Origin of the sequence: Aeromonas sp. DSM 116730, assembly GCF_046581335.1 — a bacterium.
Taxonomy (GTDB): domain Bacteria; phylum Pseudomonadota; class Gammaproteobacteria; order Enterobacterales; family Aeromonadaceae; genus Aeromonas; species Aeromonas rivipollensis.
Genome location: NZ_CP144265.1, coordinates 1,944,298 through 1,967,265, shown reverse-complemented (window position 1 = coordinate 1,967,265; position 22,968 = coordinate 1,944,298). Strand labels below are relative to the sequence as shown.

Sequence of the window (22,968 nt, the reverse complement as noted above, 5' to 3'; positions counted from 1 at the left end):
GAGACAAATCATGATTTCTAAACAGTTCTTCCACACGCTTCAGGCCAAGGTGCGCGAAGCGGAGCTAGAGACTGATGCTGAACTGGTCACGGTGCTGGCTCCGGCCAGCGATGGGTATCGCTACATTCCCACTCTCTGGGCGGCGCTGCTGGCCATGCTCACCCCCTTGCTGGTGTTCCAGCTCGGCTTCTGGCTCGGCTGGTACGAGATCCTGCTGGTGCAGTGGTCGGTCTGGTTGCTGCTGAGCCTGCTGTTCCACTGGACCCCCATCAAGATGCGGCTGATCCCGAAAAAGGTGCGTCAGCACAGGGCTGCACTGATGGCCCGCCTGCAATTTGTCGAGCAGGGGCTGCACCGCACCCGCGACCGGCTCGGGGTGCTGATCTTCGTCTCGGTGGCGGAGCACTATGTGGAGATCCTGGTGGATGACGGCATAGCCCAGCACATAGACAACGCGCAGTGGCAGCAGATCATCGACGACTTCGTGGTGCGAGTGCGCAACAAGGAGGTGGAGCAGGGCTTCCTCGAGTGCGTGGAGCGTACCAGCGCCATCCTGACCGATGCGTTTCCGGCGACCCGGGATCAAAACGAGTTGCCCGACAGCCTGATCATTTTGGACAAACCCTGAGCCGGTTTAAAAAACCGGCATTCTGTGCAAGGGATAGGCATTCGATAAAGATTCTGAAAAATAAGGGGAAAAGTGTTTGACCCCGAGTCAGCTTTCCCCTAAATTACGCCCCGTTCCAGCGCAACAGCGCAGCGAACCACGTGGCGATTGAACACGTTAAACAGCAGTCAAAAATTTGGTGAGGTGTCCGAGTGGCTGAAGGAGCACGCCTGGAAAGTGTGTATACGGCAACGTATCGAGGGTTCGAATCCCTCCCTCACCGCCAAATAAAGTAAAAAGGCCTGTCGCAAGACAGGCCTTTTTACTTTATCCGGTGATGGGCGGCTCGGTTCTAACCCTGGTTCGACAAGGGGGCAGGACAGCCGCAGGCTGCCCGCAGGGCGAGCGCCAGGGATGGCGCGAGTCAATCCCGACCCACCGCCAAATTGAAAAACCGACCTCAGGGTCGGTTTTTTGCATCTGGTGGCTCAGCAAAATCTGATGCCCATGGAGGGAGGGTGAGAACCCTCGCCGGGTTCGAGCAGAGCAGCTTGCTGCGATGAACGGCCAACGGCCGCCCCGAAGGGGTGAGCCACGCAGTGGCGAATCATCCCTCCCTCACCGCCAAATAAAGTAAAAGGGCCTGTCGCAAGACAGGCCTTTTTACTTTATCCGGTGATGGGCGGCTCGGTTCTAACCCTGGTTCGACAAGGGGGCAGGACAGCCCCCTTGGACAGCCGCAGGCTGCCCGCAGGGCGAGCGCCAGGGATGGCGCGAGTCAATCCCGACCCACCGCCAAATTATAAAAAACCGACCTCAGGGTCGGTTTTTTGCGTTTGAACTCCTGCGCCCCCAGAACCGAGGGAGGAAGACCGATCTCCACCACTCCTCGCCCATCACTCTCTTTTTATCACCGACCTGTCGGCACAATCCCTCTCCACTTGACCAAGGGGCCAGGATACCCGGTTGCCCCTTGCTGCCATGCTGGTGCTTGCCAGCCCTCATGATCCCGCGACTCGGGCCGACACAGTAGGGTAACCCCGTGCCGGTTAGCTCCCGGATATTGCTCACCGATTGTATTTCGTTTTGAAAAACTGATAGTTAAATGGCTACACTAGCCACACACAACGCATAGGGATATGGACAAATGAGTCTTATTGGTTTGCTGCTGGCCCTGGCTGCCATCCTGGGTGGCAACATCATCGAGGGGGGGCACCCCAGCGCCCTGCTCGATCTCCCCGCCTTTCTCATCGTGATCGGGGGCACAGTGGGTGCCGCCCTGACCCAATTCCCCTTCTCCGTGGTCGGCAAGACCTTCAAGCGTTTCAAGTGGCTCATCTCTCCCCTGCGCCTCGACATGCTGGAGCAGGCCCAGTTGCTGGAGACCCTGGCAGGCAACGCCCGGCGCAGCGGCATGCTGGCGCTGGAGGGGATGATCGATGACATCAAGGATCCCTTCCTGAAAAAAGGGGTGCAGATGATGGTGGATGGCTACGAGAAGACCAAGATCCACGAGGTGCTGGAAAATGAGATCGAGTTCGAGCAGGAAGATCTCGAGCAGACCGTCAAATTCTACGAAGCCATGGGGGGCTACTGCCCGACCATGGGGATAGTCGGGGCCGTGTTCGGTCTCATTCACGCCATGGGGCTGCTGGATGCGCCGGACAAACTCGGTGGCGCCATCGCGGTGGCCTTCATCGCCACCATCTACGGGGTCGGTGCCGCCAACCTGATCTTCCTGCCCTTTGGCAACCGCTACAAGGGATTCGCCCACCAGATCCGCCACTACAAGGAGATGACCCTGACCGGCATCCTCTGCATAGTGGACGGCGAGTCACAACAACGGCTGCAAGTGACCCTTGAACCCTATCTCGGAGGCCATGGTGGCGAAAAAGAAAAAGGCTGAGGCACCGGAGAACCATGAGCGCTGGCTGGTCTCCTATGCCGACTTCATGACCCTGCTGTTTGCCCTGTTCGTGGTGCTCTACTCCTTCGCCATGGCCAAGCAGTCGGAGACCCGGGTGCTGATCCAGGGCTTTATCGAGTCTCTTGGCAAGATAGGTCTCATCTCTCTGCCCGCGGGCTCTCCCGTGATGCAGGGGGGGACCGGCATACTGGAGCCGGAATCCAAGACCACCCCGGGTACCTCCCAGAAGGAGGAGCTGCTGGACACCCAGAGCCCGGCCGCCGCGGCCGACCCCTTCAACGAGACCATAGGCGCCTCGGAGAAGCCCAGCGCCACCGAGTCATGGCCCCACAAGACCAAGGAGCAGGATTGGGCCACTGTCACCAAGCAGAAACTGCAGCAGCAGCTCAAGAGCCAGATTGAATCCCAGGAGATCGAGGTAGAGCAGCTCGGCAGCCAGCTGGTGATCCGCATCGGCGAGAAGACCTTGTTCCCCGCCGATTCGGCCTTCCTGCAGCCTCAGTTCATCCCCCTGGTCAACAAGGTCTCCGATGTGCTGGCCGATATTCCGGGCATGGTGGTAGTCACCGGCCACACCGACAACTCCCAGGCGCCGGTGGAGCTCTATCGCAACAACTGGGAGCTGTCGGTGCTGCGGGCGGCCACCATAGTCCACACCCTGCTCACCAACCCCAAGCTGGATTCACGGCGTGTCATCGCCCAGGGCGTGGCTGACACCCAGCCCCGCTTTGCCAACGACACCCCGGCCCATCGCCAGGCCAACCGCCGGGTGGAGATAGTGCTCTCCCAGGGCAAGGCGGCGGAGCAAGCCCTCCCCCTCCTCGCCCCCTGATGAAAAGACCCCGCCATGCGGGGTCTTTCGTTTTGTCGATTAGTTAATTTTTCAAGCGAATCAGCTGTTTTCCCCACCGCGTAAAAGCAATTGAAAATGATTCTCAAATGAGAAAATTGACCCCGCTAGCAAAACGCGATTTTCCTCCCGTTGATTAATAATTAATCCTTTGAAATGACATGTAAATCAGTATGGAACTGGCATAATACGTAGCATCCTTGTTAAGTCACATGATTAATTCGGTTAGGGAAAACTCCTATGTTTGCTGATATTGCTGTCCAGCATTGGGCCTTTGCTGTCTATGTCATTGGGGCCATCTGCATCTGCCTGACCATGATAGGCGTCGCGGCCTTGCTGGGGGGACGAGCCTATGGCCGTGCCAAAAACAGGCCCTTCGAATCCGGCATAGATTCCGTCGGCAATGCCCGTCTGCGTTTCTCCGCCAAGTTCTATCTGGTCGCCATGTTCTTCGTCATCTTCGACGTCGAAGCGCTCTATCTCTTCGCCTGGTCCGTCTCCGTTCGGGAAAGCGGCTGGGTCGGCTTTATCGAAGCCACCATCTTCATCACCCTGCTGCTGGTAGGCCTCATCTACCTGTGGCGCATCGGTGCCCTTGACTGGGCCCCGAAGAAACGCGTCCTGACTGACAAGAAGCCAGACTGATTTACCGATTATCCCTTTGAGGTTGCACCATGAAGTACACCCTGACCCGGATTGACCCGGATGCGCCCGTTGAGCGCTACCCCCAGGAACAGCGCCAGACCGTCGATGACCCGCTGGCGCAGCAGGCGACCCGCGGCATCATGATCGGGCGCCTCGAAGAGGTGCTGCAAGACACCGTCAACTGGGGCCGCAAGAACTCCCTCTGGCCCTACAACTTCGGCATCTCCTGCTGCTATGTGGAGATGTGTACCGCCTTCACCTCCCCCCATGATGTGGCCCGCTTCGGCGCCGAGGTCATCCGGGCCTCGCCCCGTCAGGCGGATTTCATGGTGATCGCCGGTACCCCCTTCATCAAGATGGCGCCTGTCATCCAGCGCCTCTATGAACAGCTGCTCGAACCCAAGTGGGTCATCTCCATGGGCGCCTGTGCCAACTCGGGCGGCATGTATGACATCTATTCCGTGGTGCAGGGGGTGGACAAGTTCCTGCCGGTCGACGTCTACATTCCGGGCTGCCCGCCCCGTCCCGAAGCCTTCCTGCAGGCCCTGATGCTGCTGCAGGACTCCATCGGCAAGGAGCGCCGCCCCCTCTCCTGGGTGGTGGGCGATCAGGGGATCTACCGTCCCCAGATGCAGGCCGAGAAGGATCGCAAGCGGGAAGAGCGCATCCAAGTCACCAACCTGCGCACGCCGGATGAGATCTGACCATGAAACTGACTCGAGAATTCCCAAGCAACTACACCATGGCCCAGGGGCAGACGGCGGATCACGCCGATGCCCAGGTGGTCGGCGAGCTGTTCGCCCACTTCGGTGCCGAGCGCTTCACGGTGCAGAGCACCCGTACCGGGGTGCCGGTGATCTGGCTCTCCCGCGATCTGCTGCTGGACGTGATGGGCTTCCTGCAAAAGCTTCCCTCCCCCTTCGTGATGCTGTTTGATCTCAGCGCCACCGACGAGCGGATGCGCAGCCATCGCCACGGCCTGCCGGGCAGCGACTTCACCGTCTTCTATCACCTCATCTCCATCGACCGTAACGCCGATGTGATGCTGAAGGTGCCACTGATGGAGAGCGATCTGCACCTGCCCACCGTCAGCCGTCACTTCCCCAACGCCAACTGGTACGAGCGGGAAGTCTGGGATCTGATGGGCATCACCTTCGACGGTCACCCCCATCTCACCCGCATCATGATGCCAAAGAGCTGGCAGGGACACCCGCTGCGCAAGGACTACCCGGCCCGTGCCACCGAGTTTGATCCCTTCATGCTCGATGCGGTCAAGCAGGATCAGGAGCAGGACAACCTGCTGTTCAAGCCCGAAGAGTGGGGCATGGCCCGGGGCAACGAGAACGAGGACTACATGTTCCTGAACCTCGGTCCCAACCACCCCTCGGCCCACGGCGCCTTCCGCCTGGTGCTGCAGCTCGACGGGGAAGAGATCCGCGACTGCGTGCCTGACATCGGCTATCACCACCGCGGTGCCGAGAAGATGGGCGAGCGCCAGTCCTGGCACAGCTACATCCCCTACACAGACAGGGTCGAGTACTTAGGCGGGGTGATGAACAACCTGCCCTATGTGCTGGCAGTCGAGAAGCTGGCGGGGATCAAGGTTCCCAACCGGGTCGATATGATCCGGGTGATGATGGCGGAGCTGTTCCGCATCCAGAGCCACCTACTGTTCCTTGGCACCTACATCCAGGACGTGGGGGCCATGACCCCTGTCTTCTTCACCTTCACCGACCGGCAGAAGATCTACACCATCATCGAGGCCATCACGGGCGCCCGCATGCACCCGGCCTGGTTCCGCATCGGCGGTGTGGCCCACGACCTGCCCATCGGCTGGGCCCGTCTCATCCAGGACAACCTGCTGAGCTGGCTGCCCAAGCGCCTGATGGAGTATGAGAAGGCCGCCATGCGCAACAGCATACTGCGCGGTCGCACCATAGGCGTCGCCGCCTACAACACGGCGCAGGCGCTCGCCTGGGGCACCACGGGCGGCGGTCTGCGGGCCACCGGCCTCAACTTCGACGTGCGCAAATGGCGCCCTTATTCCGGCTACGATCAGTTCGAGTTCGAGGTGCCGGTGGGCAGCAATGGGGATGCTTACGATCGCGCTACCGTGCGCATCGAAGAGATCCGCCAGAGCATGCGCATCATAGAGCAGTGCATGAAGAACATGCCGGAGGGCCCCTTCAAGGCGGATCACCCGCTCACCACGCCGCCGCCCAAAGAGCGCACCCTGCAGGACATCGAGACCCTGATCACCCACTTCCTGCAAGTCTCCTGGGGCCCTGTGATGCCGGCCGCCGAGTCCTTCCAGATGATAGAGGCGACCAAGGGGATCAACAGCTACTACCTGACCAGCGACGGCTCCACCATGAGCTACCGGACCCGGATCCGGACCCCGAGCTTTGCCCACCTGCAGCAGATCCCCTCGGTGATCCGCGGCCAGATGGTGTCGGATCTCATCGTCTACCTGGGCAGTATCGATTTCGTCATGTCGGATGTGGATCGTTAAGTCCCCGCCGCGTCCTCACAGGGGCGCAACGGGACAAGAAGAATAAACGACAAAAGGTTAAGTTCATGAGCCAGCAATGTCAGTGCAAGAATACATCGTCCAACGCGGGACAGAGCGCATGCCAGAGCAAGGGGGACGGCTTCGTCCCAAGCCAGAAGGACGACTTCGTCCTGAGCCAGGCCGAGCGCGATGCCATAGCGCATGAGACGCACCACTACGAAGATCCCCGCGCCGCCAGCATAGAAGCACTCAAGATAGTGCAGCAGGCCCGCGGCTGGGTGCCGGATGGCGCCATCCACGCCATCGCCGCCGTGCTCGGCATCCCTGCCAGCGACGTGGAAGGGGTCGCCACCTTCTACAGCCAGATCTTCCGCCAGCCGGTAGGCCGCCACATCATCCGTGTCTGCGACAGCATGGTCTGCTACATCAACGGCCATGAGCAGCTGCTGGCCGGCCTGAAAGAAGTCATGGATCTGGCCCCCGGCCAGACCTCCCCTGACGGTCGCTTCACCCTGCTGCCGGTCTGCTGCCTCGGCAACTGCGACAAGGGGCCGGCGCTGATGATAGACGACGATACCTACGGCGGGCTCGATGCCGTCAGCCTGCTCAAGACCCTGGAGGCTTACCCATGAGCATTCAGCCAGGCAAGACGCTTGCCTCCCTCGGCACCGCCAACCGCATCGCCCGTGCCCCCGAGACCCATCCGCTCACCTGGCGGTTGCGCGATGACGGCCAGCCGGTCTGGCTGGACGAATACCAGAGCAAGCAGGGCTACGATGCGGCCCGCAAAGCACTGAGTCAGATGAGCCCTGACGAGATCGTCGGCACCGTCAAGGACGCCGGCCTCAAGGGGCGCGGCGGCGCCGGCTTCTCCACCGGGGTGAAGTGGGGCCTGATGCCCAAAGACGAGAGCATGAACATCCGTTACCTGCTCTGCAACGCCGACGAGATGGAGCCGAACACCTGGAAAGACCGGCTGCTGATGGAGCAACTGCCCCATCTGCTGATCGAGGGGATGATCATCAGTGCCCGTGCCCTCAAGGCCTACCGTGGCTACATCTTCCTGCGCGGCGAGTACGTGGATGCCGCCATCAACCTGCGCCGCGCGGTGGAAGAGGCCAAGGCCGCCGGCCTGCTCGGCAAGAACATCCTGGGCTCGGGCTTTGACTTCGAGCTGTTCGTCCACACTGGCGCAGGGCGTTACATCTGCGGCGAAGAGACGGCGCTCATCAACTCCCTGGAAGGGCGCCGCGCCAACCCGCGGGCCAAACCCCCCTTCCCCGCCGTCAGCGGTGTCTGGGGCAAGCCCACCTGCGTCAACAACGTCGAAACCCTGTGCAACGTGCCCGCCATCATAGGCAACGGCGTCGAGTGGTACCAGGGATTGGCGCTGCCAGGCTCGGAAGATCACGGCACCAAGCTGATGGGCTTCTCCGGCAAGGTCAACAACCCGGGCCTGTGGGAGCTGCCCTTTGGTATCACGGCGCGTGAGCTGTTCGAGGGCTATGCCGGCGGCATGAAACCTGGCTATCGCCTCAAGGCCTGGCAACCTGGCGGCGCCGGTACCGGCTTCCTGCTGCCCGAGCACCTGGATGCCCAGATGTATGCCGGAGGCATCGGCAAGGTCGGCACCCGTATGGGCACAGGGCTCGCCATGGCGGTGGATGACAGCATCAACATGGTCGGACTCTTGCGCAACATGGAGGAGTTCTTCGCCCGCGAATCCTGTGGCTGGTGCACCCCCTGCCGCGACGGCCTGCCCTGGAGCGTCAAGATCCTGCGGGCCCTGGAGCGAGGCGAAGGCCAACCCGAGGATCTCGCCACCCTGGAGCAGCTGGTCAGCTTCCTGGGGCCGGGCAAGACCTTCTGCGCCCATGCCCCTGGCGCCGTCGAGCCCCTTGGCAGTGCGATGAAGTACTTCCGGTCCGAGTTCGAGGCCGGGGTCAAGGCCCCCCATGACAATCACAAGCTGTTCAAGGGTATCCAGCCCAATCTGCTGGGCGAGCGCTGGTAATACGCCAGAACGCATCGGGCAATAGCCGATTTCACAAAACAGGTTTCAGGGAAGTTGTATGGCAACCATTCATGTAGACGGTAAAGAGTTCGAGGTAGACGGGGCAGATAACCTTCTGCAAGCCTGTCTGTCGCTGGGTCTGGACGTCCCCTATTTTTGCTGGCACCCGGCGCTTGGTAGCGTCGGCGCCTGCCGCCAGTGTGCGGTAAAACAGTATCAGAATGCCGACGACAAGCGCGGCCGCCTGGTCATGTCCTGCATGACCCCCTCCACCGATGGCACCTATATCTCCATCGAGGACGAAGAGGCGAAGGAGTTTCGCAAGACTGTGGTGGAGTGGCAGATGACCAACCACCCCCACGACTGCCCGGTATGTGAAGAGGGTGGCGCCTGCCACCTGCAAGACATGACGGTGATGACGGGCCACAACAGCCGCCGCTACCGCTTCACCAAGCGCACCCACCAGAATCAGGATCTCGGCCCCTTCATCAACCACGAGATGAACCGCTGCATCGCCTGCTATCGCTGCGTGCGCTACTACAAGGATTACGCCGGCGGCGAGGATCTGGGTGTCTACGGCGCCCACGACAACGTCTACTTCGGCCGGGTCGAGGATGGCACCCTGGAGAGCGAGTTCTCCGGCAACCTGGTGGAGGTCTGCCCCACCGGCGTCTTCACCGACAAGACCCATTCCGAGCGCTACAACCGCAAGTGGGACATGCAGTTCGCCCCCAGCATCTGCCAGCAGTGCTCGGTCGGCTGCAACATCAGCCCGGGTGAGCGATATGGCGAGCTGCGCCGCATCGAGAACCGCTTCCACGGCGCCCTGAACCACTACTTCCTCTGTGATCGTGGCCGCTTCGGTTACGGCTATGTCAACCAGGCCGACCGCCCGCGCCAACCCCTGCTTCAGGATGGCAATGACAAGCTGGCCATCACGGTCGATGGCGCCCTCAACCGCGCCGCCGATGCCCTGCGCACCGCAAGCGGCATCATCGGCATCGGCTCGCCCCGGGCGTCACTCGAGAGCAACTTCGCCCTGCGCGAGCTGGTGGGCGCCGCCAACTTCTACGCAGGGGTCGAGCAGAGCGAATGGGCCTGCCTGCAGAAGATGCTGCATGTCCTGCACCAGGGCGGGGTACGCACCCCCAGCCTGCGTGACATGGAAGAGGCCGACGCCGTGCTGGTGCTGGGTGAAGATGTCACCCAGACGGCCGCCCGGATCAGCCTGGCACTGCGTCAGGCAGTCAAGGGCAAGGGACGTGAAATCGCCCGCAAGCTGAAGGTGGACCTGTGGCAAGTCGCCGCAGTGCAGACGCTCGCTCAGAATGAGCGTTATCCGCTGCTCATCACCAGCCTGGATCAGACCCGTCTCGACGACGTGGCCGCCGATACCCTGCATGCCCCTCACGCCGATCAGGCCCGCCTCGGCTTTGCCATCGCCCACCTGCTCGACGGTTCCGCCCCTGCCCCGCAGGATCTGGGCGCCGATCAGCTGGCTCAAGCGACCCGCTGGGCCGAGCTGCTTGGCAACGCCAAGAAGCCGCTCATCATCGCAGGCTCCGGTGCCCGCAGCCAGGCGCTGATCGAGGCGGCCAGCAACATAGCCCACGCCCTCAAGGGTCGTGGTCAGACCGTCGAACTGGCACTGGTGGCCCAGGAGGCCAACAGCCTGGGGCTGGCCATGCTGGCCGGCAACGCCGCGCCCCTGGAAGCCGCCCTCGAGCGCATCGAAGGGAGCGAGTCCCTTGCGCTGATCACCCTGGAGAACGATCTCTATCACCGTGCCCCCCGCAACCGGGTCGATGCCGCCATCAAGCGCCTGCAGCATCTGCTGGTGGTGGATCATCAGGACACCCGCACCGCCCAGCAGGCCCACCTGGTGCTGCCTGCCGCCAGCTTTGCGGAGGCCGATGGCACTGTGGTGAACATGGAAGGCCGTGCCCAGCGCTTCTTCCAGGTCTATGCCCCCGCCTTCTACGACGCCGACATCCAGGTGCGCGAAGGCTGGCGCTGGCTGGCCGCGCTGCAAGGCACGCTGGACGGCAAGTCCCCGCGCTGGAGCAGCTTCGACGAGGTGAGTGCGGCCTGCGCCGCCTCTGCCCCGCTGCTGGCCACCATGGGCGAAGCCGCCCCCAATGCCGGGCTGCGTATCCGCGGCATGAAGCTCGCGCGCGAGCCGCACCGCTACAGCGGCCGCACCTCCATGCTGGCGGATCAGAACGTGAGCGAGCCCCGGGTGGCGCAAGACCCCGACTCCCCCTTCAACTTCTCCATGGAAGGCTACGCCGGTGCCCGCCAACCCCTGCAACAGGTGCCGTTCGCCTGGGCACCGGGCTGGAACTCCCCCTCCGCCTGGAACAAGTTCCAGGACGAGGTGGGTGGCAACCTGCGGGCCGGCGATCCCGGTCGTCGCCTGCTGGAGCCGGGCAGCGAGTCCCTCGGCTGGTTCGACACCATTCCCGCCCCCTTCACCGCCCAGGCGGCGCTGCAAGTGGTGAGCTATGACCAGCTGTTCGGTGGCGACGAGCTCTCCGCGCGCAGCCCCGTCATCCAGGCCCGCATGGGGGACCCCGAGCTGGTGCTGAACCCGGTCGATGCCGCCCGTTTGGCCCTTCACGCCGGCAATCTAGTGGCCTTCTCCTGGGGTGGTCACCACTGGCGGCTGATCCTGCGGATCAGCGAACGGCTGGCACCGGGTCTGCTTGGCCTGCCCCTGGGCGCCCATGGTCTGCCGACCGCGCTGCACCAGGCCTATGTGACTGACTTGCAGGAGGCCATCGCATGAGCAATGAGCTGATCGATCTGTTGCTGGAGGTAGGCAAAGCCTTGATCGTGCTGGTGGGGATTGTGGGGGCTGGCGCCTTCATGAGCTTCATCGAGCGCCGTCTGCTGGCGCTCTGGCAAGACAGGTACGGCCCCAACCGGGTGGGTCCCTTCGGCCTGCTGCAACTGGCGGCCGACATGGTCAAGATGTTCTTCAAGGAGGACTGGATCCCGCCCTTCGCGGATCGCCGGATCTTCGTGCTGGCCCCCATCATCGCCTTTACCGCCTTCATCCTGGCGTTTGCGGTGGTGCCCATCACCCCCACCTGGGGCGTGGCGGATCTCAACGTGGGGCTGCTCTACATCCTGGCCATAGCGGGGCTGGCGGTCTACGCCGTGCTCTTTGCCGGCTGGTCGAGCAACAACAAGTACTCCCTGCTCGGCAGCCTGCGCGCCTCGGCCCAGACCCTCTCCTACGAGGTGTTCCTCGGCCTCTCCTTGATGGGGATCGTCATCCAGACCGGCAGCTTCAACCTGCGGGAGATCGTGGAGGCGCAAGCCGGATTGTGGAACGTGGTCCCCCAGTTCCTGGGTTTCATCACCTTCCTGTTTGCCGGGGTTGCCGTCACCCACCGTCACCCGTTTGACCAGCCGGAGGCCGAGCAGGAGCTCGCCGACGGCTATCACATCGAGTACGCGGGCATGAAGTGGGGTCTGTTCTTCGTGGGCGAGTACATCGGCATAGTGCTGATCTCCTCCCTCATCGTGACCCTCTTCTTCGGTGGCTGGCACGGCCCCTGGTTGCCGCCCTTCATCTGGTTTGCCCTGAAGACCGCCTGTTTCATGGTGTTCTTCATCCTGCTGCGGGCCTCCCTGCCCCGCCCGCGCTTTGACCAGGTGATGTCCTTTGGCTGGAAAGTCTGCTTACCGCTTACCTTGCTCAACATGCTGGTAACCGGCGCCGTCGTGCTTATGAACGTGCAGTGAGGCACCAATGAAAATTACGAGCATTATCAAGGGTGTTGGCACCCAACTGCGCAGCCTGGGGATGGTCTTCTCCCATGCCTGGCGCCCCCGCGAGACTCTGAGCTACCCGGAGCAGCAGGTCTATGCCGCGCCCCGTTTCCGTGGTCGCATCGTGTTGACCCGGGATCCGGACGGTGACGAGCGCTGCGTGGCGTGCAACCTGTGCGCCGTGGCCTGCCCGGTCGGCTGTATCTCGCTGCAAAAAGCGGAGCGGGACGACGGTCGCTGGTACCCGGAGTTCTTCCGCATCAACTTCTCCCGCTGCATCTTCTGCGGTCTGTGTGAAGAGGCCTGCCCCACCACCGCCATCCAGCTGACGCCGGATTTCGAGATGGGTGAGTATCGCCGCCAGGATCTGGTGTACGAGAAGGAAGATCTGCTGATCAGCGGCCCCGGCAAATACCCGGACTACAACTTCTACCGCATGAGCGGGATGGCCATCGACGGCAAGCCCAAAGGGGATGCCGAGAACGAAGCCAAACCCATCGATGTCAAGAGCCTGCTGCCCTAGGAGTCAATCATGGAACTGGCATTTTATGCCGCGGCCCTGGTCGCCGTTTACAGCACGCTGCGGGTCATCAGCACCAGCAACCCCATGCATGCGCTGCTCAATCTCATCATTTCGCTCATCGCCGTGGCCATGATCTTCTTCTGCCTGGGAGCCTCCTTTGCTGGCGCCCTGCAGGTGATCGTCTACGCCGGCGCCATCATGGTGCTGTTCGTGTTCGTGGTGATGATGCTGAACCTGGGTTCATCCCAGGATCAGGAGCGCAACTGGCTCACCCCCATGACCTGGGGTGGGCCTGCCCTGCTCTCCCTCATCCTGCTCGGCTTCCTGGCCTACGGCATTCTCGGGGTCACCGGCGGTGAGCTCGGGCAGACCGACGTCAGTGCCAAGGAAGTCGGCATCGCCCTGTTCGGCCCCTATGTGCTGGCGGTGGAGCTCGCCTCCATACTGCTGCTGGCGGGTCTGGTCACCGCCTATCACCTTGGCCGTGAAGACAAGAGCGGGGAAGTGCTTTCCGTCCCCAAACCCACCGCTCGCCCATCCCAGGAAGGAGGTCAGCAATGAGTGGCATACCCATGGAACACGGTCTTCTGCTGGCCGCCATCCTGTTCTGCATCGGTTTGTGCGGTCTGCTGATCCGCCGCAACCTGCTGTTTATCCTCATGAGTATCGAGATCATGATGAATGCGTCCGCCCTGGCGTTCGTGGTGGCGGGTAGCCGCTGGGCCCAGGCCGACGGCCAGATCATGTACATACTGGTGATTTCTCTGGCGGCAGCGGAGGCCAGTATCGGCCTAGCCCTGTTACTGCTGCTCTATCGTCGTTACCACACCCTGAACGTGGACACTGTGAGCGAGATGCGCGGATGAGCCTCCTATATCTGACTTTCCTGTTCCCCCTGCTGGGGTGGCTGCTACTGGCCTTCTCCATCGGCCGTCTCGGCGAGCGCAGCGCGGCACTCATCGGTGTCGGCAGCATAGGCCTGTCGGCCCTGACCACAATCTGGGTCGGGTTCGACTTCCTCAATCACACCCCCGAGGGCGGCGTCTATACCCAGACCCTGTGGCAGTGGATGTCGGTGGGTGAATTCCAGCCCACCTTCCGTCTGGCGCTGGATGGGCTGTCGCTGACCATGCTGGGGGTGGTGACCGGGGTGGGCTTCTTCATCCACCTGTTCGCCTCCTGGTACATGCGCGGAGAAGAGGGGTATTCCCGCTTCTTCACCTACACCAACCTCTTCATCGCCAGCATGCTGTTCCTGGTGCTGGCAGACGATCTGCTGTTCGTCTACCTGGGCTGGGAAGGGGTGGGGCTGTGCAGCTACCTGCTGATCGGCTTCTACTACCGCAACCCGGCCAACGGCGCCGCCGCCCTCAAGGCGTTCGTGGTGACCCGGGTCGGTGACGTCTTCCTCGCCATCGGGCTCTTCGTGCTCTACCGCGAGCTCGGCACCCTCAACATCCACGAGCTGCTGGTGCGCGCCCCAGTGGTCTTTGCCGAGGGCTCCCCTGCCCTGTCGTTCGCCTGCCTGATGCTGCTCGGCGGCGCGGTTGGCAAATCCGCCCAGCTGCCCCTGCAGACCTGGCTGGCAGACGCCATGGCGGGCCCGACCCCGGTCTCGGCACTGATCCACGCGGCCACCATGGTGACCGCCGGTGTCTACCTCATCGCCCGCACCCACGGCCTCTTCCTGCTGGCCCCGGAGATCCTCCATCTGGTGGCTCTGGTCGGCGCCATCACACTGGTGCTGGCGGGCTTTGCCGCCCTGGTGCAGACCGACATCAAGCGGATCCTGGCTTACTCCACCATGAGCCAGATAGGCTACATGTTCCTGGCCCTGGGGGTCGGTGCCTGGGAAGGGGCCATCTTCCACCTGATGACCCACGCCTTCTTCAAGGCGCTGTTGTTCCTCTCCGCCGGTGCCGTCATAGTCGCGACCCACCACGAGCAGAACATCTTCAAGATGGGGGGCCTGCGCAAGAGCCTGCCCCTGGTCTATGCCTGCTTCCTGGTGGGGGGCTCGGCCCTGGCCGCGCTGCCGCTGGTCACCGCCGGCTTCTACAGTAAAGACGCCATCCTCTGGCAGGTGCAGGCCAGTGGCCAGAGCGCCCTGCTGTGGGCCGGTCTGGGTGGGGCCTTCCTGACCTCCCTCTACACCTTCCGCCTCATCTTCATCGCCTTCCACGGCAAGGCGCAGACGCAGGCGCACAAAGGCCACGGCCTGGCCCACCAGCTGCCGCTGCTGGTGCTGCTGGTGCTCTCCACCGGTGTGGGTGCCCTGATAGTGCCGCCGCTCGCCGGAGTGCTGCCGGCAGGCCCGGGGGATCATATCGAAGAGGGACGCCACAGCCTCGAGATCCTCTCCGGCGTCATCGCCGTGGCAGGCATTGCGCTCGCCGCCTTCCTCTTCCTCGGCGAACGTCGCCTGGCGAAGGGGATCGCCGAGAGTGCCGCTGGCCGCGCGCTCAGCACCCTCTGGTTCAATGCCTGGGGCTTTGACTGGCTCTATGACTGGATCTGGGTCAAGCCCTACCTGCTGGTGACCCGCTTGCTCGGCAAGGACCCGCTGGATCGGATGATGAACCTGCCCGCCGTGCTGGCCCAGGGTGGCCACCAGCTGCTGGCCTGGACTGTGTCCGGCAAGCTGCGCTGGTACGCCGCCTCCATGGGGATGGGCGCCGCCCTGATCCTGGCCCTGCTGCTGCTCGGCTGATCCATGAGCCCAATATGTGTGGCAGGCCCGGGGCCTGCCCGACTAGAACCTAGACGAGAGCTGATATCGTGACCTTACTCTGGATCTTGTTAATTCCTTTTATCGGCGGCTTGCTCTGCTGGCAGATGGAGCGGCTCGGCGGACAATTCGTTCGCTGGGTAGCCCTGCTCTCCATGAGCGCCTGCCTGGTGCTCTCCGGTGCCATCTGGCTGGGGGGTGACTTCTCCCTCGCCAGCCCCGGCCTCCCCGTCTGGGCGGCCGAGTGGCAGCAACCCTGGATCCCCCGCTTCGGCATCTCATTGCACCTGGCGGTAGACGGCCTGTCGCTCCTGATGGTGATGCTCACCAGCTTCATCGGCGTGCTGGCCATCCTCTGCTCCTGGAAGGAAATCGTGCAGCGCATCGGCTTCTTCCACCTCAACCTGCTGTGGATCCTGGGGGGCGTGCTCGGCGTCTTCATGGCGGTGGACCTGTTCCTCTTCTTCTTCTTCTGGGAGATGATGCTGGTTCCCATGTACTTCCTGATCGCACTCTGGGGCCACTCGGTCACCGACGGTAAATCCCGGATCAACGCGGCCACCAAGTTCTTCATCTACACCCAAGCGAGCGGCCTCATCATGCTGGTGGCCATCCTCGGGCTGGTGCTGACCCACCACGCCAGCACCGGGGTCTTCACCTTCAACTACCTCGACCTGCTCAACACCCCGATGAGCAAGGGCGTGCAGTGGCTGCTGATGCTGGGCTTCTTCATCGCCTTCGCGGTCAAGATGCCCCTGGTGCCGCTCCATGGCTGGTTGCCGGACGCCCATAGCCAGGCGCCGACCGCGGGTTCTGTGGACTTGGCGGGCATCCTGCTCAAAACCGCCGCCTACGGCCTGCTGCGCTTCACCCTGCCGCTGTTCCCGGAGGCCTCCGCCGAGTTCGCCCCCTACGCCATGCTCCTTGGCCTCTTCGGCATCGTCTACGGTGCTCTGCTGGCGTTCGCCCAGACCGACATCAAGCGTCTGGTGGCCTACACCAGCATCTCCCACATGGGCTTCGTGATGATCGCCATCTATTCGGGCAGCGAGCTGGCCCTGCAAGGGGCGGTGGTGCAGATGATCGCCCACGGCCTCTCCGCCGCCGGTCTCTTCATCCTGTGCGGCCAGCTCTACGAGCGGCTGCACACCCGTGACCTGCGCCTGATGGGCGGCCTCTGGGGTCGGCTGCGCTACCTGCCCGGCGTCATGCTGTTCTTCTCGGTGGCCTCCCTTGGTATGCCGGGTACCGGCAACTTCGTCGGCGAGTTCCTGATCCTCATCGGCAGCTTCCAGGTGGCCCCCATCATCACCATCATCGCCACCTTCGGCCTGGTGCTGGCCTCGGTCTACTCCCTCATCATGCTGCAGCGCGCCTGTTTCGGTGCCCCCAAGGACGAGAGTGTCCTCAAGGGCCTGGACAGACGGGAGCTGGCCATGATGCTGACCATAGCCGGCCTGCTGGTGCTGCTCGGTCTCTACCCGCAACCCGTGCTCGACACCGCCAGCAGCAGCCTGCTGAGTGTGCTGCACTGGTACGCGCTGCCAGCCACAGGAGCACTGCAATGATGCCCTCTGTTTCTCTCTCCCTTTCCTTGTCCACACCGGGAGCCTTGTCATGACGTTTACTGCCGCCCAACTATTGGCCCTGCTGCCCCTGTTGCTGACCACAGGGGCCATGGTCGCCCTGATGCTCGCCATCGCCTGGAAGCGCTGCGATGACACCGCCTTCGTGGTGACCATCACAGGCCTCAACCTGGCGCTCTTCTCCCTGCCCATCGTCATGGCCCAGGGGGATCAGGGGGTCACTCCCCTGCTGCAAGTGGACAGCTACGCGGTCTTCTACATGGGGCTGGTGCTCATTGGCGCCCTGGCCACCTGTACCTTCGGTCGCTCCTGGCTCAAGGGCTACCCGGACAACCGGGAAGAGTTCTACTTGCTGCTCTTGATCGCTACCGCCGGTGGCCTGGTGCTGGCGGGGTCTCGCCATCTCGCGTCACTGTTTATCGGGATCGAGATGCTGACCCTGCCCATGTTCGGTCTGGTGGGTTATGCCTATCGCGAGCGCCATTCCCTGGAGGCCAGCATTAAGTACATGGTGCTCTCCGCCGCCGCCACCGCCTTCCTGCTGTTCGGCATGGCGCTGCTCTATGCCCAGGCGGGTAGCCTGAGCTTCAGCGATCTCGGCCTGACCCTGGCCCAGAGCCCGGCTCACCACCCGCTGCTGATGGGAGGCTTTGGCCTGATGCTGGTGGGCTTTGCGTTCAAGTTGTCGCTCGCCCCCTTCCACCTCTGGACCCCGGATGTCTATGAGGGCGCCCCGGCACCTGTGGCCACCTTCCTCGCCACCGTGAGCAAGATCGCCGTGTTCTGCGTGCTGCTGCGCTTCTACCTGGCGGTGCCGGCCACCTCGGATCCCATGATCCACTGGCTGCTGGCGGCCATGGCGGTCATCTCCATCGTGGTCGGCAACCTCTTGGCGCTGATCCAGACCAACATCAAGCGGATGATGGGTTACTCCTCCATCTCCCACTTCGGCTACCTGCTGGCGGTGATAGTGGCGAGCCGCCTCGGCCAGATGCCGGTGGAAGCGGCCGGTGTCTACCTGCTGATGTACCTCTTCACCAGCCTGGGGGCCTTCGGCGTCATCAGCATGATGTCCAGCCCCTATCGCGGCAAGGATGCGGACTCCCTGCACAGCTATCGCGGCCTGTTCTGGAAGCGCCCCTACCTGACCGCCGTCATGACGGTGATGATGCTCTCCTTGGCGGGCATCCCCATGACGCTTGGCTTCATCGGCAAGTTCTACCTCATCGGGGTGACGGTCGATGCCCAGCTGTGGTGGCTCTCCGGCGCCATAGTGCTCGGCAGCGCCCTGGGGCTCTACTACTACCTGCGCGTCATGGTCACCCTCTACCTGCGGGAACCCGGCATGCAGCTGCGCGATGCCAAGGCCGACTGGGCCTTCTCCTCCGGCGGGCTTGTGGTGCTGCTCTCCGCCATCCTGGTGGTGGCGCTCGGCATCTACCCCCAGCCTGTCATCAGCCTGGTGCAGGGCTTCCAGCACGTGGTGCTGCGCTAGCATCACGCTCAGTCCCAACGAAAAACCGGCCCCCGTGGCCGGTTTTTTTTATCTCGCCAGACTGCCGGGCCCAGGTATCAACCCGGCAAGGGAGCCCGGCTCACAGTGTCAGCTCCCTCCCCTGTCCGCCCTCTCCCCTCAGCTCTCTCATCTTTCATCTCACTTCCCTCCACCACCAGCCATGGACCCAAGGCTCGCAGAGCTTGTCACAGGCCCATAAAAAAACCGGCCACGGGGGCCGGTTTTTGATTCTCTAGAACGTCAGCGCGGGATTAACCCAGACGCACGCGAGCGTTTCTGAACATCCGCATCCAGGCGCCATCCTCGCCCCAGTTGTCCGGGTGCCAGGAGTTCGCCACTGTGCGGAACACCCGCTCCGGGTGCGGCATCATGATAGTAGCGCGACCGTCAGTGGTGGTGACCGCAGTGATACCCGCCGGTGCCCCGTTCGGGTTGGCCGGATACTGCTCGGTGACCAGGCCGCGGTTGTCCACGAAACGAAGCCCCACCAGGCCGCTCTGTTGCAGCGCGGCAAGGTGAGCGGCATCGCGCACTTCCACCCGCCCTTCCCCGTGGGAGACGGCGATGGGCATCACAGAGCCCGCCATGCCGGCGAAGAAGGCGGACGGGGAGTCCTGCACTTCCACCAGGCTGAAGCGCGCCTCGAAACGCTCGGAGCGGTTGCGCACGAAGCGCGGCCACAGATCGGCCCCCGGGATGAGATCCCGCAGGTTGGACATCATCTGGCAACCGTTGCACACCCCCAAGGAGAGGGTGTCGCCACGCTCGAAGAAGCGCTGGAACTGCTCGCGGGCGTTGTCGTTGAACAGGATGGACTTGGCCCAGCCTTCCCCCGCCCCCAGCACGTCGCCGTAGGAGAAGCCGCCACAGGCCACCAGGGTCTGGAACTCTTCCAGCTTGATGCGACCGGACAGGATGTCACTCATATGCACATCCACCGCCGCGAACCCGGCGCGGTCGAACGCGGCTGCCATCTCCACGTGGGAGTTGACCCCCTGCTCGCGCAGCACCGCCAGACGGGGGGAGACCCCACGGGCGATATAGGGCGCGGCCACATCCTCGGACGGGTTGTAGGTCAGCCTGGCCTGCAGACCCGGGTCTGTGGCGTCCTGGCGGGCGGCATGTTCCTGATCCGCGCACTCGGGGTTGTCCCGCAGGCGCTGCATCTGCCAGCTGGTCTCGCCCCAGAGGGTGCGAAGGGCGGTGCGGCTGGCGCGGTACACTTCGGTCCCGGCACGCTGGAACAGGATGAGATCGTCTTCACGCACAGTACCCAGCACATGGGAGCAGGCCGCCAGACCGTGACCGGCCAACAGGGTCAGCACGGCCTCCTTGTCGTCGCGGCGCACCTGGATGACGGCACCCAGCTCCTCGTTGAACAGGGTAGGCAGCAGTTCGCCACCCACGCGGTCGAGCTGGATGTCGAGGCCGCAGTGACCGGCGAAGGCCATCTCGGTCAGGGTGACGAAGAGGCCGCCGTCGGAGCGGTCGTGGTAGGCAATCAGCTTGCGATCCGCCACCAGCGCCTGGATGGCGTTGAAGAAGCCCTTGAGCTGGACGGGGTTGTCCAGATCCGGGGCGCTCTGACCAAGCTGGCGATAGACCTGGGCCAGGGCGGAGGCGCCGAGGCGCTGCTTGCCGTTGCCAAGGTCGATCAGGATAAGGTCGGTCTCGCCGAGATCGGTACGCAGCTGCGGCGTGACGGTATTGCGCACGTCTTCCACGCGCGCGAAGGCGGAGATAAGCAGGGAGAGCGGCGAGGTGACGCTGCGCTCCTCACCGTCCTGCTGCCAGCGGGTCTTCATGGACATGGAGTCCTTGCCCACCGGAATGGTGATGCCAAGGGCCGGGCAGAGCTCCTCGCCCACCGCCTTGACCGCCTCATAGAGGCCGGCATCTTCCCCCGGGTGACCGGCGGCAGACATCCAGTTGGCGGAAAGCTTGACCCGCTTGAGGGAACCGATATGAGCCGGTGCCAGGTTGGTCAGGGCCTCGGCCACCGCCATACGGGCAGAAGCCGCGTGGGAGAGCAGCGCCACCGGGGTACGCTCCCCCATGGACATGGCTTCGCCGTGGTAGCTGTCGTAGGTGGCGGCGGTGACGGCGCAATCGGCCACCGGGATCTGCCAGGGGCCGACCATCTGGTCGCGGTTGACCAAACCGGTCACGCTGCGATCGCCGATGGTGATGAGGAAGGACTTCTCCGCCACTGTCGGCAGGCGCAGTACCCGCTCGGCCGCGTCATTCAGGGTGATGCCGTCCAGTTGCAGGGCCTTGCCCTGGGCGGGCAGGCTCTGCACGTCGCGGTGCATCTTGGGCGCCTTGCCGAGCAGCACGTCCAGGGGCAGATCGATGGGCTGGTTGTCGAAATGCGCATCCGAGAGAGTGAGGTGCTTCTCTTCGGTGGCGGTGCCGATGACCGCATAGGGGGCGCGCTCACGCTCGCACAGGGCCTTGAACAGGGGCAGCTTGTCCTGGGCGACCGCCAGCACGTAACGCTCCTGGGATTCGTTGCACCAGATCTCCAGCGGGCTCATGCCCGGCTCGTCGCTGGCGATGGCGCGCAGGTCGAAGCGACCACCGCGCTCGCCGTCGTTCACCAGCTCCGGCATGGCGTTGGAGAGGCCACCGGCACCCACGTCGTGGATGAAGACGATGGGGTTGTCATCGCCGAGCTGCCAGCAGCGATCGATCACCTCCTGGCAACGGCGCTCCATCTCGGGGTTGTCCCGCTGCACAGAGGCGAAATCGAGGTCTTCGGCAGACTGGCCGGAGGCCATGCTCGATGCCGCGCCACCACCCAGACCTATGTTCATGGCCGGACCGCCCAGCACGATCAGGGCTGCCCCCACCGGGATCTCCCCTTTCTGGACGTGTTCGCTGCGGATGTTGCCTATGCCGCCCGCCAGCATGATGGGCTTGTGGTAACCGCGCACTTCGACGCCGTTGTGGCTCGGCACCTGCTCTTCGAAGGTACGGAAGTAGCCGAGGATGGCCGGACGACCGAATTCGTTGTTGAAGGCGGCGCCGCCAAGGGGCCCCTCCTGCATGATGTCAAAGGCGCTGACGATGCGGCTCGGCTTGCCGAAATCCTGCTCCCAGGGCTGCTCGAAACCTGGGATGCGCAGGTTGGAGACGGAGAAGCCCACCAGGCCCGCCTTGGGCTTGGCGCCACGGCCTGTCGCGCCCTCGTCGCGAATTTCGCCGCCGGAGCCGGTGGCCGCCCCCGGGAAGGGGGAGATGGCGGTCGGGTGGTTGTGAGTCTCCACCTTCATCAGGATGTCGACGCGCTCCTGGTGATACTGGTATTCGCCACTGGCGGGGCTCGGGAAGAAGCGGCCACCCTGGCTGCCTTCCATCACGGCGGCGTTGTCTTTATAGGCAGACAGGACATGATCCGGCGTCTGCTCGAAGGTGTTCTTGATCATCTTGAACAGCGACTTGGGCTGCTGCTCACCGTCTATGGTCCAGTCGGCGTTGAAGATCTTGTGACGGCAGTGCTCGGAGTTCGCCTGGGCGAACATGTAGAGCTCGATGTCGTTGGGATTGCGACCAAGGCGGGTGAAGTTCTCCACCAGGTAGTCGATTTCGTCATCGGCGAGCGCCAGGCCCAGCTCGATGTTGGCCGAGGCCAGGGCGCTGCGGCCACCGCCCAGCACATCCACCTGGGTGAAGGGGCGCGGCTCGTGATGGGCAAACAGGGCGGCTGCCTGGCTCGGCTCATCGAACACCACCTCCATCATGCGATCGTGCAGCAGGGCCGCGACCTCGCCACGCTGGGCTGCGGTCAGCTCACCCTTGGCCTGCACGTAATAGGCGATGCCGCGCTCCAACCGCTTGACCTGGTTCAGGCCGCAGTTGTGGGCGATGTCGGTTGCTTTGGAAGACCAGGGGGAGATAGTGCCGGGGCGGGGGGTAACGAGAAACAGCTGACCGCTGGGGGTGTGTTCCGGGATGGTCGGGCCGTAGCGCAGAAGCTGGCCCAAGGTCGCTCGCTCCGGGGGCGAGAGCGGGCTCGAAAGCTCGGCAAAGTGCACGTATTCGGCATAGACGTCTGCTATCTCTACTCCTCTCTGTGCGCAGCTCTGCAGCAGCTTGTGGACACGAAACTCAGACAGTGCTGGGGCACCACGCAAGATTTCCATATACCTTTCTCACCAAGTTTTAGAGTGTGGGGGGATTTGAGACGCGCGTATTATAGGGATCAGGCTCACCGCGAACAAACGTTTTTCTCATCTCCCACGATGTGACTCCCTCCACACTCTCTGGTATAAAGGTGC

Annotated in this window: 17 protein-coding genes, 1 tRNA gene and 1 other RNA gene; 18 read left to right on the top strand and 1 reads right to left on the bottom strand. The window is 63.3% G+C overall.

Annotated elements, in window-relative coordinates; translation table 11 throughout:
• The first annotated feature begins 10 nt into the window (after positions 1-10).
• The 18 genes from Aeroheme_RS08980 (at position 11) to nuoN (ending at position 18,667) form a co-directional block, all read left to right on the top strand.
• Entirely contained in the window at positions 11-628 is a 618-nt protein-coding gene (locus Aeroheme_RS08980; RefSeq protein WP_106886594.1) for a TPM domain-containing protein, read from the top strand.
• 177 nt (positions 629-805) lie between these two features.
• Positions 806-893: transfer RNA gene (locus tag Aeroheme_RS08975), tRNA-Ser, on the top strand.
• A gap of 212 nt (positions 894-1,105) precedes the next feature.
• A non-coding RNA gene (locus Aeroheme_RS08970) (RtT sRNA) lies at positions 1,106-1,234 on the top strand.
• 520 nt (positions 1,235-1,754) lie between these two features.
• Positions 1,755-2,513, top strand: a complete 759-nt coding sequence (locus Aeroheme_RS08965; protein WP_025327212.1) for a flagellar motor protein — start codon at positions 1,755-1,757, stop codon at positions 2,511-2,513.
• A complete protein-coding gene (locus tag Aeroheme_RS08960) occupies positions 2,488-3,366 on the top strand; it encodes a MotB family protein (RefSeq protein WP_041204280.1) in 879 nt (292 codons plus the stop codon). Before Aeroheme_RS08965 ends, Aeroheme_RS08960 begins: the two co-directional genes overlap by 26 nt.
• 258 nt (positions 3,367-3,624) lie before the next feature.
• The gene (locus Aeroheme_RS08955) at positions 3,625-4,029 is read left to right on the top strand and encodes an NADH-quinone oxidoreductase subunit A (RefSeq protein ID WP_025327214.1); all 405 of its coding nucleotides are present in this window, start codon (positions 3,625-3,627) and stop codon (positions 4,027-4,029) included.
• A 29-nt stretch (positions 4,030-4,058) separates the two neighbouring features.
• Complete coding sequence (locus Aeroheme_RS08950; RefSeq protein ID WP_025327215.1) at positions 4,059-4,733, top strand: NuoB/complex I 20 kDa subunit family protein; 675 nt, start codon at positions 4,059-4,061, stop codon at positions 4,731-4,733.
• Positions 4,734-4,735: 2 nt separating this feature from the next.
• A complete protein-coding gene (gene nuoC, locus Aeroheme_RS08945; protein ID WP_049832185.1) occupies positions 4,736-6,541 on the top strand; it encodes an NADH-quinone oxidoreductase subunit C/D in 1,806 nt (601 codons plus the stop codon).
• Between the two features lie 65 nt (positions 6,542-6,606).
• On the top strand, positions 6,607-7,173 hold the full coding sequence (nuoE, locus tag Aeroheme_RS08940; RefSeq protein WP_411167117.1) for an NADH-quinone oxidoreductase subunit NuoE: 567 nt from the start codon (positions 6,607-6,609) through the stop codon (positions 7,171-7,173).
• Positions 7,170-8,555, top strand: coding sequence for an NADH-quinone oxidoreductase subunit NuoF (gene nuoF, locus Aeroheme_RS08935; RefSeq protein WP_411167116.1), 1,386 nt, complete (start codon positions 7,170-7,172; stop codon positions 8,553-8,555). Before nuoE ends, nuoF begins: the two co-directional genes overlap by 4 nt.
• A gap of 58 nt (positions 8,556-8,613) precedes the next feature.
• On the top strand, positions 8,614-11,343 hold the full coding sequence (gene nuoG, locus Aeroheme_RS08930; RefSeq protein ID WP_411167115.1) for an NADH-quinone oxidoreductase subunit NuoG: 2,730 nt from the start codon (positions 8,614-8,616) through the stop codon (positions 11,341-11,343).
• A complete protein-coding gene (nuoH, locus tag Aeroheme_RS08925; RefSeq protein WP_411167114.1) occupies positions 11,340-12,308 on the top strand; it encodes an NADH-quinone oxidoreductase subunit NuoH in 969 nt (322 codons plus the stop codon). Before nuoG ends, nuoH begins: the two co-directional genes overlap by 4 nt.
• A 7-nt stretch (positions 12,309-12,315) precedes the next feature.
• Positions 12,316-12,858 carry an NADH-quinone oxidoreductase subunit NuoI gene (gene nuoI, locus Aeroheme_RS08920; RefSeq protein ID WP_005324242.1) on the top strand — a complete coding sequence of 181 codons (543 nt, stop codon included), beginning with the start codon at positions 12,316-12,318 and terminating at the stop codon, positions 12,856-12,858.
• Between the two features lie 9 nt (positions 12,859-12,867).
• Positions 12,868-13,419, top strand: coding sequence for an NADH-quinone oxidoreductase subunit J (nuoJ, locus tag Aeroheme_RS08915; protein ID WP_163137819.1), 552 nt, complete (start codon positions 12,868-12,870; stop codon positions 13,417-13,419).
• A complete protein-coding gene (gene nuoK, locus Aeroheme_RS08910; RefSeq protein WP_041205926.1) occupies positions 13,416-13,724 on the top strand; it encodes an NADH-quinone oxidoreductase subunit NuoK in 309 nt (102 codons plus the stop codon). The genes nuoJ and nuoK overlap by 4 nt, the downstream gene beginning before the upstream one ends.
• The gene (nuoL, locus tag Aeroheme_RS08905; protein WP_411167113.1) at positions 13,721-15,568 is read left to right on the top strand and encodes an NADH-quinone oxidoreductase subunit L; all 1,848 of its coding nucleotides are present in this window, start codon (positions 13,721-13,723) and stop codon (positions 15,566-15,568) included. The genes nuoK and nuoL overlap by 4 nt, the downstream gene beginning before the upstream one ends.
• Positions 15,569-15,636: 68 nt before the next feature.
• Positions 15,637-17,154 (top strand): NADH-quinone oxidoreductase subunit M, encoded by a 1,518-nt coding sequence (nuoM, locus tag Aeroheme_RS08900; RefSeq protein ID WP_041205928.1) that lies wholly within the window; start codon positions 15,637-15,639, stop codon positions 17,152-17,154.
• A 49-nt stretch (positions 17,155-17,203) separates the two neighbouring features.
• Complete coding sequence (gene nuoN / locus Aeroheme_RS08895; protein WP_139745047.1) at positions 17,204-18,667, top strand: NADH-quinone oxidoreductase subunit NuoN; 1,464 nt, start codon at positions 17,204-17,206, stop codon at positions 18,665-18,667.
• A 272-nt stretch (positions 18,668-18,939) separates the two neighbouring features.
• On the opposite strand, the gene purL is transcribed toward nuoN, so the two are convergent.
• Positions 18,940-22,833 carry a phosphoribosylformylglycinamidine synthase gene (gene purL / locus Aeroheme_RS08890; protein WP_411167112.1) on the bottom strand — a complete coding sequence of 1,298 codons (3,894 nt, stop codon included), beginning with the start codon at positions 22,831-22,833 and terminating at the stop codon, positions 18,940-18,942.
• Between the last annotated feature and the right edge of the window lie 135 nt (positions 22,834-22,968).